At 41.6% G+C, this 18314-nt stretch carries 10 protein-coding genes; 5 read left to right on the top strand and 5 right to left on the bottom strand.

The annotated features are described in order from the left end of the window. Positions 1 to 31 precede the first annotated feature (31 nt). The 3 genes from L641_RS0120110 to L641_RS0120100 are packed head-to-tail and all read left to right on the top strand — an operon-like array spanning position 32 to position 3735. Positions 32 to 1315 (top strand): YeaH/YhbH family protein, encoded by a 1284-nt coding sequence (locus tag L641_RS0120110; protein ID WP_024602945.1) that lies wholly within the window; start codon positions 32 to 34, stop codon positions 1313 to 1315. An 18-nt stretch (positions 1316 to 1333) separates the two neighbouring features. Then, the gene (locus tag L641_RS0120105) at positions 1334 to 2848 is read left to right on the top strand and encodes a SpoVR family protein (RefSeq protein ID WP_013465182.1); all 1515 of its coding nucleotides are present in this window, start codon (positions 1334 to 1336) and stop codon (positions 2846 to 2848) included. A 5-nt stretch (positions 2849 to 2853) separates the two neighbouring features. Beyond that, positions 2854 to 3735 carry a universal stress protein gene (locus L641_RS0120100; protein WP_024602944.1) on the top strand — a complete coding sequence of 294 codons (882 nt, stop codon included), beginning with the start codon at positions 2854 to 2856 and terminating at the stop codon, positions 3733 to 3735. A gap of 10 nt (positions 3736 to 3745) precedes the next feature. On the opposite strand, the gene L641_RS0120095 is transcribed toward L641_RS0120100, so the two are convergent. Next, positions 3746 to 4717: a diguanylate cyclase gene (locus L641_RS0120095; RefSeq protein WP_024602943.1), complete on the bottom strand. Its 972-nt coding sequence runs from the start codon at positions 4715 to 4717 to the stop codon at positions 3746 to 3748. 6 nt (positions 4718 to 4723) lie between these two features. Next, positions 4724 to 5728 (bottom strand): response regulator, encoded by a 1005-nt coding sequence (locus tag L641_RS0120090; RefSeq protein ID WP_013465185.1) that lies wholly within the window; start codon positions 5726 to 5728, stop codon positions 4724 to 4726. Positions 5729 to 5949: 221 nt separating this feature from the next. Here L641_RS0120090 and tpx point away from each other — a divergent pair, with 221 nt between their 5' ends. Beyond that, positions 5950 to 6531 carry a thiol peroxidase gene (gene tpx / locus L641_RS0120085; RefSeq protein ID WP_013465186.1) on the top strand — a complete coding sequence of 194 codons (582 nt, stop codon included), beginning with the start codon at positions 5950 to 5952 and terminating at the stop codon, positions 6529 to 6531. Positions 6532 to 6604: 73 nt separating this feature from the next. On the opposite strand, the gene adk is transcribed toward tpx, so the two are convergent. Then, complete coding sequence (gene adk / locus L641_RS0120080; RefSeq protein ID WP_013465187.1) at positions 6605 to 7249, bottom strand: adenylate kinase; 645 nt, start codon at positions 7247 to 7249, stop codon at positions 6605 to 6607. Positions 7250 to 7611: 362 nt separating this feature from the next. Continuing rightward, a complete protein-coding gene (gene htpG, locus L641_RS0120075; RefSeq protein ID WP_024602942.1) occupies positions 7612 to 9528 on the bottom strand; it encodes a molecular chaperone HtpG in 1917 nt (638 codons plus the stop codon). 313 nt (positions 9529 to 9841) lie between these two features. Between htpG and L641_RS0120070 the strand changes: the two genes are divergently transcribed. Next, the gene (locus tag L641_RS0120070; protein WP_024602941.1) at positions 9842 to 10399 is read left to right on the top strand and encodes an HNH endonuclease; all 558 of its coding nucleotides are present in this window, start codon (positions 9842 to 9844) and stop codon (positions 10397 to 10399) included. 5 nt (positions 10400 to 10404) lie between these two features. Here the strand turns inward: L641_RS0120070 and L641_RS0120065 are convergent, their stop codons facing one another. Further along, on the bottom strand, positions 10405 to 18276 hold the full coding sequence (locus L641_RS0120065; RefSeq protein ID WP_024602940.1) for an LPD5 domain-containing protein: 7872 nt from the start codon (positions 18274 to 18276) through the stop codon (positions 10405 to 10407). Positions 18277 to 18314 lie beyond the last annotated feature (38 nt).

Genomic DNA, 18314 nt, shown 5'->3' with positions numbered 1-18314 from the left:
CCTTCATAATTGCAGTTTTTAGGAGGTCATTATGGCGCATTTTATCGACAGGCGTTTAAATGGCAAAAACAAAAGCACAGTTAACCGCCAGCGTTTTATTAGGCGTTATAAAAAGCAGATCAAAGAAGCGGTGTCTGATGCGATCAATAAACGCAGTGTCACTGATTCAAGCTCTGGAGAGAGTATCTCTATTCCGCAGCGTGATATTAGCGAACCTACTTTTCATCAAGGTAGAGGCGGTAATAGAGAGCAAATACACCCTGGGAACGATCAGTTCTCTACTGGCGACAAAATAGAACGCCCTAAAGGAGGCAAAGGCGGTGGCGCAGGCGAAGGTGAAGCAAGTGACTCTGGCGAAGGCCAAGATGAATTTGTTTTTTCTATCTCTAAAGATGAATACCTTGATTTGTTATTTGAGGATTTAGAACTCCCTAACTTGCAAGAAAATCAGCTTGATAAACTAGTACAAATGAAAACCCATCGCGCTGGGTTTTGCAGCGATGGTATGCCCAGTAATATTGATGTAGTGCGCTCATTACAAGGTTCTCTAGCTCGTCGTATTGCGATGACCGCAGGTAAAAAACGCCGCCTTAGTGAGCTTGAGGGACAACTAGCACTGCTGCTTGAACAACCACACTGTGATAAAGCCGCTGTGGCCTTATTACAAAAAGAAATCGACACACTCAAACAGCAAATAAAAACCGTGCCCTTTATCGATAATTACGACTTACGTTTTCGTAACTACGACAAGCAACCACACCCAACCAGTAAAGCGGTGATGTTTTGTATTATGGATGTGTCAGGTTCGATGGATCAAGCAACAAAAGACATGGCAAAACGCTTTTACATTTTGCTTTATCAGTTTTTAACTCGCAGCTACAAAGACATCGACGTTGTTTATATTCGCCATCATACCCAGGCTAAAGAAGTTGATGAGCAAGAATTTTTTTATTCACAAGAAACAGGCGGTACCATTGTTTCAAGTGCACTAAAACTGATGAATGAAATAATAGCTGAGCGCTATAACGCTGATGAGTGGAATATATACGCGGCACAAGCTTCTGATGGCGATAATTGGGCCGATGATACGCCCCAATGTGGGCACATTTTACGTAATAAAATACTTAAAGCTGTTCGCTATTTTGCCTATATAGAAATTACCACACGTGCTCATCAAAGTTTATGGCGCGAGTATCAAAGTATTAGCCAAACGAACAGTAATTTTGCCATCCAACATATTCAAGGTGTTGAAGATATTTACCCTATATTTAGGGAGCTATTTAAAAAAGGTCGTCAACAGCAAGGGGCTGCATAGCCAAAGCGAGGTAGCATTATGAACGATAATCGAATAAGTGATGGGCCCGATTGGACCTTTGAACTATTGCAACAATACCAAGACGAAATAGCCCGTGTGGCTGAGCACTATAAGCTAGACACCTACCCTAATCAAATTGAAGTGATCACCGCAGAACAAATGATGGATGCCTACTCAAGTGTAGGCATGCCCATTGGCTACACTCACTGGTCGTATGGTAAAAAATTTATTCAAACGGAGCAAAATTATAAACGCGGCCAAATGGGACTTGCGTATGAAATTGTGATTAATTCCAACCCTTGTATTGCTTACCTAATGGAAGAAAACACCCTTCCGATGCAGGCACTGGTTATGGCACATGCTTGCTATGGGCATAACTCATTTTTTAAAGGGAATTATTTATTTAAAACATGGACTGATGCAGGCTCAATTATTGATTATTTATTGTTTGCTAAAAACTATATTAGCCGCTGTGAAGAAAAGTACGGTATTTCCGAAGTAGAAAGCATACTCGACTCATGTCATGCATTAATGAGTTACGGTGTTGATAGGTACAAACGTCCACAACGAATTTCTTTATTTGAAGAGCAAAAGCGTCAGCAAGAACGGGCTGAGTATTTGCAATCACAAGTTAACGAATTATGGCGTACCATTCCTTCTCAACAGCAAGAGTCAAAAAAACACGAACGCCACTTCCCGCAGGAGCCGCAGGAAAATATTCTGTACTTTATTGAAAAAAATGCCCCTTTACTCGAGTCATGGCAGCGAGAAATCGTCAGGATAGTGCGAAAAATATCACAATACTTTTATCCACAAAAACAAACCCAAGTAATGAATGAAGGTTGGGCCACTTTTTGGCACTATACTATTTTGAACCATTTATATGATGAGGGAAAACTAACCGACTCATTTATGTTGGAGTTTTTACAAAGCCATACTAATGTTGTGTACCAACCTCCATATAATAGCGATTATTACTCAGGTATTAACCCCTATGCACTGGGCTTTAATATGATGGTTGATATACGTCGTATTTGTGAAAACCCAACAGAAGAAGATAAACGCTGGTTCCCTGAGCATGCGGGCAGTGACTGGCTCGAGACACTGCACTTTGCAATGCAAAATTTCAAAGATGAGAGTTTTATTAGCCAATTTTTATCCCCTAAGCTGATTCGGGATTTTAAATTATTCACCATAGTCGACCATGCTAGTAACCCACATTTAGAAATAGGCGCTATTCACGACGATAATGGCTACAAAGCGGTTAGAGAAGCACTTTCTGCACAATATAACCTTAGTAATCATGAGCCTAACATACAAGTTTACGATGTTGACTTACGCGGCGACCGCTCTTTAACCCTACGATATGTACCTCATAATGCCGTTCCACTGGCTAACTCCCATGGGGAGGTATTAAAACACCTTTACAGACTATGGGGCTTTAAGGTAAAACTGGAACAGGAGTCAAATTCTGGTGAGATTTCAACCATTGGTCAATGTCCAATTGATGATTCACGCCATACAACAGAGTAAAAATAATGGACAAAAAAAAGCTTCTTGTACTGATTGATTCGGTTGAATTTGCAAAAACGTCATTGCAGCATGCTAAACAAAAAGCGCTGCAAGGGAATAAACATATTGATATTGTTGCATTTAGCTTTGAAGAAACCGGCAATATTTTATTTTCTCTGTCGCCAGAACAACTACTTGCGCTGCAAGATAAATGCCTTGCATCATTAAGGGCACAGTTGGAGCCACTGATTAGCGCTGAACTGGAGGGTTGCAGTTATACCTTTCAAACCGCATGGCATGAAGCCCCCGAGCAGTGGCTTAACGAAGATATTAATACTGATGACTACGAAATGGTGATAAAAACACGCCATATCGACAGCGACAGCCAATTTAGTGAACTTGATTGGCAACTTATCCGCTTTACACCCATCGCTTTGTATTTAGCGGCAGATAACAAGTGGCGCAAGCATACCAACATACTCGCCGCACTTGATTTAGCCAGCGAAAAAACCGCAAAACATAAGCTTAATCAGTCAATTATTAAATATGGCCTAGCATACGCACAGCGAACAGACTGTGAATTTTATGCCGGCTACACAGTGTATATTTCTCCAATATTAAGAGATTTAGGCTTAGTATTTTCAGAAGAGCAACTAGTCAATGCCTTTGAGAAATTACCTCAATCACAGCAACAACTCATTATTGATAATAACTTACGCGACAAACTTTATATTAAAGCGGGTTTACCTGAGCAGGTGATCCCAAGCTTAGCGGCCAAGCTTAATGCTGATTTAGTGATTATAGGATCTGTTGGGAATGTAGGAATTAAAGCAAAACTCATTGGTAATACTGCAGAAAAAATAATGCGCTTACTTAAAACTGACTTGCTTATTTTACCCCCCAATTAAAAAATGATGTCTAAGCATCATTTTTTATATCAGCGTATACCGACACTTTATTTCGACCTGTTTCTTTTGAATGATAAAGCGCTTTATCGGCAGCTTCAATCCAGCGTTCGTGATCTTTAAATTGATCATCAAAACACGCAATACCCACACTAATGGCCATATGCACCGTGTGCTCATTGTATTTCGCCGGAGAGGTTTCAATTAGCTGGCGTAAGCGTTCAGCAAATACAATAGCTCCTTGTTTATCGGTATCTAGTAAAGTAACAACAAACTCTTCACCGCCGTATCGCCCAGCAATGTCTGTTTCACGCAATGCAGTTTTCAGTAAACTCGCTATATGACGAAGTGCTTCATCTCCAGCACTGTGTCCAAAATTATCATTTATCTTTTTAAAGTGGTCAATATCAAAAATTAATAACGAGCAACAACCTTCGTTTCGCTTCGTTCGTAAAAATTCTTGGTGCAGTAAGTGCTCCCAATGCCCTCTATTGGCAAGCTGGGTTAAACTATCTGTTTGGCTTACTTGTTCTAGTTTTTTATTTAACTCTTCTAGTTCTTTTTTGTTAACCGCAATATCTGTCACATCGTAAATAATAATACAAATATGCTCGACTTCGCCTCGCACATTGGTAAGTGGAATAAACGTGGCATTTTGATACATATAGTCCGCTTTACCGGTAATTGGTCGGTAGTTTTTAAAACGAAAAATATACGGCTGCTGCTCCCAAATAGTAAATGAACGATTCTTTAATACAAACACTGACTCAGATTTACTTCTAAACCATTTTTCATCAATGGCCGGAAATAAATCAAATAAGTCTTTGTCTTTTACAGCGCTCGGTAACAAACCAGAATGATTTTCCATAAAACCATTCCATACATGCACTTTGTATTCTCGATCGAGTACAACAAGACCGACATCAACCGTATTAAACATATCCATTAACCAATGGATTTCATTCAAATCTAAATCAGCTGGCATAAATATTTAATCTTCTAGTAGATAAGCAACTTTGTATTTCAAAGTTTTTAGTGAATCTTCAGTAAAGAGCAACATTAAATCACAACTAATATCATGATTTTCAATACCGTAACTTATTTCTATGGCTAGAGTCCGTTGCCAGCGCGACTTATTCGACTGAACAAGTTCAGAAACGTCCCGATGCTGCCCCAAAACTATTGGATGCCCTTGGCTAAAGGTCATGTCGAGCTGTTTTGACAAGCCGGTTAAAATAGCGCCTATTAAAATGTTACTTACATCCATTAGCAACTCTAACTCAACCTTGTCGTTTAGTTCACCTTCGTAATTCATCAGTGAGGCTATTTCTTTAAAACTAGAGTCATTTAAAAGTAATAATGCCTCGCCAGATACCCCGCCACCTATAAAGCCTTGGCAAATACCCGATGTAGTATCATTGGTATCAACAGAGCTTAACGCCATGTTGAGCTCACTGACTTCTAAAACATTAACATTAGGAATGGGTAACTTAACAAATACATTAAGCAGTCTTGCAAGTAAATCTCCCGCTTGACCCATGGCAACATTAGTCAGCTCTTGATATATATCACGAACATCAGGGTCAACTTGTTCACCTAACGAGTGAGACATGCGTTCACGCAGTGCTCTATCTCTAATACCATGATGTTCAATAATGGCAGCAAGCTTTTCGGGGGAACACGGTTTTTGAATAAAATCTATGGCGCCAAGCTCAAGCACACGTTGATGCGCACTCGGTTGAATATCGCCTGATACCACAACAGTGAGAACGTCGAGTCCTTGCTCTTTCATTGCAGCAAGCACGCCATAGCCGTCCATTTCTGGCATATTTAAATCAAGGAAAAGAATTTCAGGCTGGGCTTTAGTTATTTGTTTTATGCAGTCTACACCGTCACATGCAAATTCAACTTTAATATCCCAATCATCGGGTAAAGAGCGAGCTAATTGACGTCTAGCTAGTTTTGAATCATCACAAATTAAAACCGATGTTGACATATTATCTCTCTATTTTAAAACTTGTTGTACGCTGACACCGCAAAAAATAAAGGCACGGATATTATTAATTAATACCTATTTCTTATATATACATAGTAATCAAAGTATTGCTTATTTACAATTTTAGGGAAAAATAAACGCGTCAATTATTCTGCTTGGTAACTCCATCACAGTATAATACACTCACCACTATTACGTTAATTCTTAAAAGGAAAAAATCCATGCGTCGTTCATTAGCCTTTGCATTGAGCCTGTTTTGTTGCACTAGTTTTGCATCAGAGTTACCTGAAAACACCTTAGATGCAGGAAAAGTAACAGCGCAAGGTAAACCTGTTACGTTACTAGGCCAAGGCCTTAAAGTCGGTGCTGATGCGCCAAATTTTAAAGTGGTCGACGACAGCTTTACTGCCATTACATTAGAAAATTACCAAGGGCAAGCCGTATTGATAAGCGTGGTACCAAGCTTAGATACTGGCATTTGTAGCCTACAAACAAAGCATTTTAATGAAAAAGTAGCGCAACAGTTTCCTGGCGTGGCCATGTTGACGATTAGTGCCGACCTACCTTTTGCACAAAAACGTTTTTGCAAAGCAGAGAATATCGATAAAGTTACGACACTGTCTGATTCTGTATGGCGTGATTTTGGCCAAAAGTATGGGTTAATAATTAAAGATATGGGGTTACTTACTCGCGCTGTTTTTATTCTCGATAAAAGCCATAAAGTTATATATAAACAATTAGTTAGTAGCTTATCAACCGAGCCTGAATACGATAGCGTTATTGAAAAGCTTAAAACGCTTTAAAGGTCGAATTTCAGATAATAAAAAACCGCTATGAAGCGGTTTTTTTGATTATGCTCTTAATTTTAGATAAAAATTAACCTAAAAGCTCAGCTAGTTGCTTGCTTACTGCTTCAACCGCTTGAGTACCGTCTAATTTATGGTACTGCGTATTACCCGCTTGCGCTTCTGCTTGGTAGTAGTCAACCAATGGCATTGTTTGCTCATGGTAAATGCCTAAGCGTTTACGAACTGTCTCTTCTGTGTCATCCGCACGGATAATAAGCTCTTCGCCTGTTTCGTTGTCTTTACCTTCCTCTTTTGGTGGATTGTAAACAACATGATAAACACGACCAGAACCAGGATGAACACGACGGCCACCCATACGCTCAACAATCACTTCATCAGCAACATCAAATTCAATAACGTGATCAACGACAACGCCATTATCTTTCATTGCATCAGCTTGTGGAATGGTACGTGGGAAGCCATCAAGTAAAAAGCCTTTCTCACAATCAGGTTTTGCAATGCGCTCTTTAACAAGGCCAATGATGATGTCATCAGAAATTAACTGACCTGCGTCCATTACTTTTTTTGCTTCAAGGCCAAGTGGTGTGCCCTCTTTAATTGCAGCTCGTAGCATATCACCGGTAGAAATTTGTGGAATACCGTATCTATCCATTAAAAACTGAGCTTGAGTACCTTTACCTGCACCCGGTGCGCCCAAAAGAATAATGCGCATATCATTGTCCCCTAATATGAGAGTTTATTTTAAAGTCTGAATTCTTCCACAAGCGCCGCAGATACTCAAGTAACTTATACTAATTGTCTAGAGTCTGTTGGCCTTTGCGGATTAATATTTGTGCAAACTAGGGGCACTTTAATCGCGGCGCAATGTTTGCAACCTAGTAGGCTGAGTAAAAATCGAGCAAAGCTTCTGCGTCCTGCTCACGCCATTTGCCACCATCCATGTAGGCAGACAGACCCTTTCGGGCAGCGTCTATGCAGCAAATTTAACCTTTAAAAATCAATAAACTCTATGCTCCAGCGCATAAAAAAAGGGAACAAATGTTCCCTTTTTACTCAATCATTGATTTTTAATACTTATTTGCTTAAATCAAGCATAAGTTTATTTAAGCGAGTGACAAATCCAGTTGGATCTTTAAGCGTACCGCGCTCAGCTAGTAATGCTTGATCTAGCAATACATGTGACCACTGCGCAAATTTATCTTCGTCTTGCTCATCATTTAAATGCTTAACAATCTGATGCTCAGGGTTTAGCTCAAACACAGGTTTAGCTTCTGGCACTGCTTGACCTACTGACTCCATCAGCTTTTGCATTTGCGAGCTCATGTCGTTGTCGTCGCTCACCACACAGGCTGGCGAATCGGTTAAACGATGTGTAAAGCGTACTTCTTTAACATCATCACCTAATGCGGTCTTAATACGCTCAATAAGGCCTGCAACTTCTTTTTCAGACTCTTCTTGTGCTTTTTTAGTTTCTTCGTCGTCTAAGTCGCCTAAATCTAAATCACCGCGAGTAATTGATTGAAATTGCTTGTCTGCAAATTCAGTTAAGTGGCTCATCATCCACTCATCAACACGGTCACTTAGTAGTAAAACTTCAATGCCTTTTTTGCGGAAGATTTCTAAATGCGGTGAGTTTTTAGCTGCAATAAATGAGTCAGCGACAACATAGTAAATTTTATCTTGGCTGTCTTTCATACGCTCAATGTATTGTTCAAGCGAGACATCTTGAGTGTCTGAATCGGTATGCGTTGAAGCAAAACGTAATAGCTTAGCAATGCTCTCTTTGTTAGCCGCATCTTCTGCTGGGCCTTCTTTCATTACTTGACCAAATTCATTCCAAAACGTTTGGTAATCATCGGCTTTGTTTTTCGCCATACGCTCAAGCATTTTAATAATACGCGACGTACACCCCTTACGGATAGCTTGGGTCACTTTGTTATCTTGAAGTATTTCACGCGATACGTTTAGTGGTAAATCATTTGAATCTAATAGACCTTTAACGAAACGCAGGTAGCTTGGCATAAACTGCTCAGCATCATCCATAATGAATACACGTTGCACGTATAATTTTAAGCCACTTTGGCGCTCGCGGTTCCATAAATCAAACGGCGCTTTTTTCGGAATGTATAACAAACTGGTGTATTCAGTTTTACCTTCAACTTTGTTATGTCCCCAACTAAGTGGATCTTCCCAGTCATGGCTTACATGCTTGTAAAATTCTTTGTATTCATCTTCAGAGATTTCAGACTTATCACGCGTCCACAATGCCGTAGCACGGTTAATGCTTTCCCACTCACCAGGAACTGCTGGAATTTTCTCACCGTCTTCGCCTTCAGACTCTGGTACTTCTGCTTTGTACATTTGTACTGGTGTAGAAATATGATCAGAGTATTTAGTCACGATACTACGAAGGCGCCATTCGTCTGCGTACTCTTTTTCTTCTTCACGTAGGTGTAGAATAATGTCTGTACCGCGGCCTTCTTTTTCAATTTCTTGCAGCGTGTATTCACCTTCACCTTTTGATTGCCACTCTACAGCTGTTGTCTCGCCTGCTTTACGGGTACGCACTGTCACTTCATCAGCAACAATAAACGCTGAATAAAAGCCCACACCAAATTGACCAATAAGTTGTGAATCTTTGCTTTGGTCGCCCGTTAAGTTTTTGAAAAACTCTGCGGTACCCGACTTTGCAATTGTACCTAAAGAGCTGATCACTTCATCACGTGTCATACCAATACCATTATCAGAAATGGTTACCGTATTGGCTTCTTTATCAGCACTAATACGTACACGTAAATCAGCATCACCTTGATATAAGTCGCCGTTTGATAACGCTAAAAAGCGTAATTTATCGGCTGCATCAGATGCATTTGATACAAGCTCACGTAAAAATATTTCTTTATTAGAATAAAGCGAGTGAATCATTAGATTTAATAGCTTGCCCGTGTCTGAGCCAAACTCATGTTTTGTAATGTTTTTATTATCAGTCATAGTATTACCTTTTTAACTTTTGGTACACACTTTGGTACACCGTCGAGTTTTTCCAAAGAATGTTAATCAATTAACATGGGTAGAATATTGTGACTCTTAACTGACAATTCAAGAGAGAGAATAAAATTATACTAGACTTAAGGCGCAGGCCGCTATAACTTAATTATTCAATATAGTTGCATGTTACTTTTATATTGTCCGTTGATGGTTAGATACTCTGTTAAAGCCCGCAATTAAGCGGGCTTTTTATTTGCTCCTAGACTTAAGGGCTAAGCTTGGTTAGTTTAAATTTTTAACTTTAATTATTAACGCCATGGTCATAACTCAGAAAACCCTAAAAGAAGCATTGATATATGATCCCATAAGCGGCGATTTCACATGGAGAGCTGATAGGCCATTGTATCAATTTAAGAGCCTGCAAAGTAAAAATGCATGGACTACTAAGTATGGCGGAATATCAGCAGGAACCTCAAGAACTCATAAAAACGGAAAGTCATATAAATATATAGCCATTTTTGGAAAGGTAATGCTTGCTCATAGGTTGGCCTTTTTATACATGACAGGTCGCCACCCTAAGATGGTTGATCATGATAACGGTAATGGGCTTGATAATAGATGGTGCAATATAGTTGAGGTCAATGGCTCATCTCAAAACAACAAAAACCAAAGGTTAAGATCTGACAACACGTCAGGGGTAACCGGTGTTATTTGGTACAAAAGAACAGGGCAATGGAAAGCTAGGATTACTGTTGACGGAAAACATAAAAGTCTTGGTTATTTTAATGATAAATCAGAAGCTATCGCCGCACGATTGGCCGCTGAGCGAGAAAAAGGTTACCACCTTAATCACGGTCAGCGCAGGCCTTTATAATCATGTTACGGGGTAACAATTCTATTAAATCGACTTCTTACCTCTTTTGCCGTCTCACTATCCATAATTAACTGAGCTCGTTTTACTGCGCTTTCAAATGAGCGATCAGACAAGTTTACAGGGGGCACCTGCCCTCTAAGCAGAAATCCTGCATTACGCTTACTTATTCCGGCAAGTAATATTATTTGCACAACTTGACTTCTACTTGCGCCGCCAGTTTCAGCCGCCTTAATTAGCCGTGACATTTGTTTAAATGCTTGCTCTTGCTTTGTTTTAGCTCGCTCTTTAGCTGCGCTTATTTCATCATCAGATACTTTGTTAGGATTTCTGAGTACGCCGCTTAGCTCTTTTCTTGCTTCGGCTATGGCACTGTTAAAGTCAAAAGTGCGGTAGTATAAGCCGACCTTTGGATCAAAGGTTGAGCTTCTAAAGCCTGCAAGCGCCAGCATTTCATCTGATAGGCTGTAAGGCTTACCGGTTGATCGCTTAACGTCAGCTGCGGCCATACCAATACGCCATGCATTATTTACAGCCCCGGGCGCTAAACCTAAAGCTAAATGCCCTGCAATATCTGCTCCTTGACGTATTGCTGTATCGTTTTCCTTGTATACCTGCCCGCCACTTTCTTTTTTATTGCTAACAACTTCTAACAATTTTCCTGCAGATATATCAGTTCCTAAGAATGGCGATACCATATCGCCAATTGATGACGTAATTGCTTCATTTAGCGGCTGGTTTCTCATTATGGCCTCAATTGGTCTTTTCCAGTAGGCGTAAGGGTCCATAAATGTCATATCAAAGTAGCGCAGGTTTCCGTCCTTATCTCTGCCTGCGTATAAGAAAGTTGAGTTTTTCTGCCATGGCGGCGCTAAATCTCTTAGTGCTTCTTCTTCATCGTCGGTCACGCCAAACATGGCTTTAGTTAATGCGCCAAGCGCGAACATTCCGCCGCTCGCAAGGCTTATTCCTACAACCCGCTTTGCTCCCATTGCGCGTATCTCTGGGTTTTCCGACTTAATTTCGCTTGCAGCAAGCTTTATCATATTAGCTGTAGTTCTAATTATTTCAGCGGGGAATGATACAAACGTACCTGCTAGCGGGAACCGTGACAGCCAAACACCTGCTTTACCTACTCGGCTATATGTTGGATAGGTGTCTTGTATACGTTCAGCGGCCACTATCTCTGCATCACTTTCTGCCATACCAGTACGTATTAGTGCTGCTTTTTCATTTTCAAATCCGACTATTTTCCAAAAGTCATCACCAAAACGATAGAACCCTGTAGCCTTATCAGTTAGCCAGCGCAAATTTTCAAATGCAGCACCGCTTTTACCCTCAAGCATTTGACTTACTTTTCCATCAGTCATCATTTTAACCATTTCACCTGCATTGGCCGAGTCATATACAACGCCAAGCTTGATCAATCGTTTCATATAATCAGACTCGCCATCGGTTACCTTCCCTTTAACCTGTGCGTTAAATGCTGCAACGGCTTGCTTCATGTATTTTTGGTTAAAGTGCCCGTTTGCTACAGTAAAAAAGTACGACGACATCACATTACGCATGGCTGTTGTAGGTGATAAAACAGTTTTACCATATTTAATAAATCCATTTATTTGTATGGCTTTGTCTAACCAGCCCTCGCCACGCTCGCCGCCCATAGCATCTTCAAACGCCTCTTTAATTTCTGGCGTTGTCCACATGCCATTTAATGGCGCGTACACTTCGGATTTTTCACCCGCCAGTTGTACTGTCGCGTTAGGTGGTCGGTTGTCTTTTTCAAAAATAAAGTTGTTTATGCCCATATCGCGTATAGTATTTAGCAGTTTATCGTTAGCGATCATTGCTGACATTTTTGATACTGACTTTGCGTAGTTAATGCGCGGGTCTACATATTCACCTAGTAAAGCTCTGATCTCAGGTGCGATGTCTTTTCGTGGGATTAACGTAGATAAGTCTTTAGAGCCAAGCTTACTTTCAGCAATAAACGATCCTAAGCTGTCGTAAGCTGTGCCTGTTTTAACCATTTCATTCATGGTTACTTGGGCTTTTTGCTGTGCCTCTTCTATTGTTGCGCCGTCCTTTTTATACTGCTTCATTAAGTATGTACGGGCATCATCAATTACGTCTGTAGGTATTTTTTCAAACCAATTAGGATCATCAAACGCTTTATAGCTTCGGTTTAAATACTTGCCTATATTACCTAGCATTTTTTCAAGGCGCGCCGACTCTTTAGGGTCAATAGATCCATCTTCTTCAAATCGCTGTTGAAGTTTATTGTTAACACTTGCAACGTAGTCTTGTGTAAGTCCGTCGATATGTTCGCGCATTAGAATAAGGGTTTCGCGCTCACTTTGTTTTAGTGATTGCCCATCATTTTCACCTATTAAAAATTGATGATACTTAGACCATTGATCATCGGTTAGTCTGTCAGGGTTTATTTTTGCCGCTTTCATGGCTGTATTTAACTTACCAACCAGCATAGACACATCAAACTCATGCACCGCCACATCGCGATCGCGGCCTCTAGTTGCTTGTTTAACTGTCTCTGGCATGTTGCCACCGGGCATAAACCAGCGTGAAAGCTGACGTTTTATTTTTTCGCCTGCGGTTTTATCAGTTTCGCGTAATTGTGCGTTTAATGCGTCCCACTCTGGCACGCTTGATTTTTCAAAGCGGTTCTCACGATTGATCGCATTTTTTACTGCATCTGCTATTTTACTTTTTTCTTGGCTGTCATTATCCGCTGTGCGGCTGAATTTTTTATCTGATTGGCTGTAAGTCATTTCTGCTTGACTGCTAACCATAGGTTCACGCTGCGCTTTAAATCCTTTTACTATGCTTTCAAGCATTTCACGCATGGCGGTAAGTTCATCATCTTCACGGTACATAATCCCCGCTTTATCTAACTGCGCTTTTATCCAGCGTTTTAACGCGTTCCACCAATATTTTAACTCGCCTTTGCTTGGCTCGTTCTCTACAAAGCGGGCGAATATCTCCTCTGCTTTTACATCTAAACTCATATCCCAATAGTCGTTATTGGCATCTTTCCAATACTGTTCAAACGCTTTACGGCCTTTGGTTTTCTTGATGCGATCAATAAACGCCTGTTTGGCTTCGGCGCCAATAACAGTATCGAGTCCACCGTGGGCTATTGTTTCATGTGCTAGCGTTTGTTTTAAATCGGTTAAATCATTAATGTTTTCTGCAATTATATAAACCGTTTTACTCAGCTCGCTATAAGCGCCTTTAACCGTTGCGCCGTCTAAGCTCATGCGCCATAGTTTTTCTGCTGTGGCGGTATCATCAAGAATGCTAACAGTGATCCCGTTAGCGCCTTTTAAGTCTTTAACAAACTGATCAGCAATACGCTGCGCTTGCTCAGTGCTGATTGATTTGCTGCTAGCTGGCTTTTTAGATTTTGAGAATAAACGTATTCCCTCGCTGGTATTTTCGCTTTCAACAGTATCAAACAATGTTTGATAAGCAGGGTTTATTTTCTCTTGTTCTTCTTTGTTGGGGTATGGGTAGGTGTTGTCCGACTCAAAGCCTAGCGACTCTGCTGCTTCCCATGCTTCACTGCCCACTACGTTAGCAAGGTAATCGTTAGTTATACCTTGCTGATTAAGTTTATCAATAATGTAAGTTTCAAATGAACGCGCCGTCATTTCCACTGGTGTAGCCCAATATGCTTTAGACCGTCTTGTATCAAGTTCTCTTGAACGCTCAGGCAAGCCACTTTGAGCAATAGCGCTTTTTACATGTTTAAATGCACTTGCCATTTCTGGGCGTATTTCATCGCTACTCATAGAGTACGGCGATTCTGTTATAAATTCGCCTTTTGTTTTTTGCTTACCAAAATAGTTGTCTAAGGCGTGCCACCACTCATGCGCAAGCGATCCTGAACCGGCCTTTTTGGTAAGGTTAATAACAACGCTATTTGGTTCGTAGTGTGCTGCTGCAGGGTTTTTACCGCCCTTACCACGGGCGCCAAATGCAAGTCCTAGTTTGCCATTTAAACTTAGTGCTTTTGGCTCCAAGTCTAGTGCCTCTGCTAAATCCATTAAGCCGTCGTAAGCTTGGTTTAAATCCTTTTGTCGCTTAGCTTGCTCTACCCAATTACCAAACTCTACACCTCTAAAGCCAAACGTTTCACCGAACGTATCTGGTGTTACGTTTTCTGCATAGCGTTCAGGGCCCATTCGTTCAGCATTAACAGGTTTGCGCATGCTTGGGGTTTCTTTCATTTTTTGTAGCGTTTGCTCTACTTCGTCGCGGTTGTTTTTAAGGTATTCTCTTGCAGCGCTCAAATCGTTAAATGATTTTATTTTTAAAACACCACTTGCACCTTTCCAGCCTAGATAAATATCTTTGGTGTAACGATCACGATAAACACTAATTTTACTTTTCTTTCCACTGGTCGCACTAGAACTATCAGCCTGTTCAGCTTTTATTACTTTAGTTAATAGTGCCTGTACGTCACTAAGCGTTTCACTCGCGCCATCATAAACAGGGCGACCATTGCGCTCTATAAAGTAAAACACTTTACTAGGTGAATATGTTTTACCGCCAAAAATAGAAAAGCTGCCAGAGTTAATACGGTAATCCGCAACGCTTTTTAGTGTATCAAGATCAGCCTTAGCTATGGATGGTATAGCATCAACAATGGCCGCTAGCTTTGAGCTATGGTTTCGCATTCTTTGCATTACGCTTTCTACATCACGATCACCATTCATTAAGTCTGCGGCAAATGACTTTAACGTATTAACTTTTTCAGCCCATCGAGATACTTTATATGAAAGCCTTGGCTTTGCTTGTACTTCACTGCGCATTGCAGCCATAAGCGCGACAGACTCAACGCTTGCGCCATTATCAACAAGCTCTTTATAATTTGGCTCAGGCCACGCTTTGCCTAACGGTAATTCTGCTGTGCTTTGTTGATCTTGAATGGCTTCACTAAAGCCACTCCAAACATCTTTACGTGCACCGCCTAGCTTCTCTCCAAAGTCATTAATACTTTCTTGCTTGACCGTTGCTTGATTGGTGGTTGACTGTTGTTCGTTAGCTTCGGGGTCTGCGGCTACAGGATCGTCTACTTTTTTATTTTCTGAACTGTTAGGACTTTCCGTATCGTTGGCTTGTACTGTTTTTTGCTCTTGTGGTTTTTCAATTGGCTGATCATCTAAACCAAACTCTTTGCGTAGCTCGCTATAAGCTTGGCGGTTAATGCTTTCCGGTGTATCGCTATTGAACTCTTGATATGTTTCAAACGATGATTCAGCGAGCGCTTTATCAATAGCTGGCTCGTAGCTTTCTTCTATTTTAGCTATGGCTGCGTCATAGCCTGGCGAACCTTTTTTAATGCCTAGCTTTTTAGCTTCACTTTGTAGCCATTTTCGCTTGGTGGTTTTTAGTATTGATGGTAGCTGGTTGGCTTGTTCATTAGCTGCCGGCTCTTGTTCAATTAATTTACCAGTTTCGGCAGTTTTAACGGCTTTTTGTTCAGATTGTTTACCACTATCGCTGTTTAGTTTACCAGTGGTGGCAGTTTCTTCATTGCCGGTTGCTGTTAAGTTGCCAGCATTATCTTGCGTCTCAGTGCTTGGCATTTCTTTTGCCAATGGTACTAGCTGTTCAATAGGCGCATTTAAGCGGATCACTTTTACTGGCTCGCCTTTTTCGCGTGCGGCTAACCATTGGTGATGCCCGTCTAACACATGGTTATCACTTGATACTAATATAGAGCGGTTACCCCCCTCAAACTCCATTGCCTTTTTAACCTTGGCGGGTGAAAACTCTTGCTGCGTTGGCTTTAATGAGCTTGCAGGTACTTCGTCTTGCTCATGGCTTATGTCGCGTGCGTTCATAAAGTTAACCATGGCGCCGCGATTTTCAGCTTTGATTTGTGGCATTTCTGCGCGTGGTATATTTTTAGTTTCGCTTTGCTCGTTAAACGCGGTCCACTCACCATTAATAGGATCGCCCGCTAGGTTGGCTGTTGGTTGCGCGTTTACTTCTATATTGCTTTCAGTGCTTTGCGGTATGGCGCCCTCATCTGTGAGGGTAGCAGGCTCGTTAACTTTCCAGCCATAACCATTATCAAATGGTACAACGTCAACGGTTAAGCCTTGGCGCTTTGCTTGGCGCGCTAGCTTGCTGTTACGCGCTTCTTTCATGCTTTTAAATGGCTTGCCATTGCGGGCTACATTTACGCCGCTTTCGTTGCCTGCAAATATAATGTCTTTTTGTGGTAATAAGTTTTGTGCGCTTTTACCTGCTTGCTTAACACGTTCTGCTGCTTGCTGGCGTGGCCTGCCATCTTCACCAAATATAATATTTTTGTTTTCAATTTGTGCGGGCTGGTTATTAAACTCAGATTGCACGCGCTCGAATGCTTGGCGGTTTTGTGTTTGCTGCTGTGTAGGTAACAAGCCTTGCTCTGGCACCATTTCGCCATCAATAAAGCCACTATCAATCTGTGCGCTTTGGCGCGGTGCTGGCTGTAACTCTGTGCTTTGTTCTGGTGATAATAACTCGCCTACGTGTTGGTATTTTATTGGACTGAAACGATCGTCAGGTGTAGGGCCTATGTTATTAATTGCATCGTTAATCATATCGGCAATGCTTTGATTGCGCATGCTTTGGATTGATTCTTGGCTAGGGCTGGTTATAAAGTCGCCAAACTGCCCCGCACCCGCGTTTGTGTCAAAGCCTGCCTGCCTTGCAGCGGTTGGAATATCTAAATTATCCACCTCGCTTTTAACGTTGGTAGAATGCTGATCCATGCTCGCCATAGCTTCACCCAAATTAGGGTTGCTTGCTTTCATTTGCTCAGTGACAGGATCAACCGCTGATTGTGGTGCTGGCTCTGCTGTTGGTTCAGTCTGTGGTGTTTGCTGCTTTGGCTGTCTGTTTACTAAGCCACCAATACCACCCGCAGCGGCACCAAAGCCGCCACCGGCTAAACCCTCGTTTAAACCTGCAGCAACTACACCTTGCATTTCGTCGCGATTATCTATTGGCTGTAAAGCTTGGTTTACACCTAGCTGTTGCACGCCCGCCTGTACGGCTTCGGTTGAGCCCTCAGTTACAAAGCCAGCTAATGCGCTACGTAACGCCCCGCTTTTAGCTAGTCGTGCGCCGGTTAATGCTTTGCCAATAATGGGATCGCCGATGGCACTTGCGCCAAAGTTAGCCAGTAACACCTTGGGATCTGTTCTTACTTCTTGCGCTACTTTATTAGCAAGTGCGGTTTTTGCTGCTTCCCACTTTTCAACGTTGCTTAGTTCTGGTTGGTTTGCGTGCACACCTCTAAACACATCACCGAATAATGGTGACTCTGCCAGTAAAGTGTCTGGCATGTTTTGTACTTCTTGGCGCGCTTGCTCCATGCCTTGACCTGTAGCGGCTGCGCCACCGGTTGCGCCCATGCTGGCAATGTTGGCAATGTTTTTACCTTTTGCGCCTAAGCTTGCAGCCTTACCTGCTAAACCTGCCGCGCCCGCACCGGGTATTGCAGTGCCTGCAAATTGGCCTGCTACACTTGCCATGGTTAACAGCCATGTATCTAAATCGGTAGCGCCCTCGCCAAGTGTTATATTACCCCGCTCATCTTCACTAACAAACTCCTTGGCTAAGGCATCTTTTCCTTGCTGAGAAACCTCTGCATATTGTTCTTCTGAATTATCACGCATTGACTTAGCTAGGCCATCAGCGCCAACAAAGTCAAATACGCCACCAAGCGAAGTAAATATATTAGACTGAAACGTGTCCACGGCATCACCAAATAAGCCTTGACTGTTTTGTTTGGTTACAGGCTCTACGGTAGGCGTAAAGAGCGTAGGCATTGGTTCATCTGCAAAGTAATTTTTTGCCATTAGTGTTTCTCTTATTAATAAAAAACCCGCTACAAAGC

Source organism: Pseudoalteromonas sp. TB41, assembly GCF_000497975.1.
In the GTDB taxonomy this organism is placed as follows: domain Bacteria; phylum Pseudomonadota; class Gammaproteobacteria; order Enterobacterales; family Alteromonadaceae; genus Pseudoalteromonas; species Pseudoalteromonas tetraodonis.
Note: the sequence above shows the minus strand (reverse complement) of the source record. Positions and strands in the feature narration are given on the sequence as shown.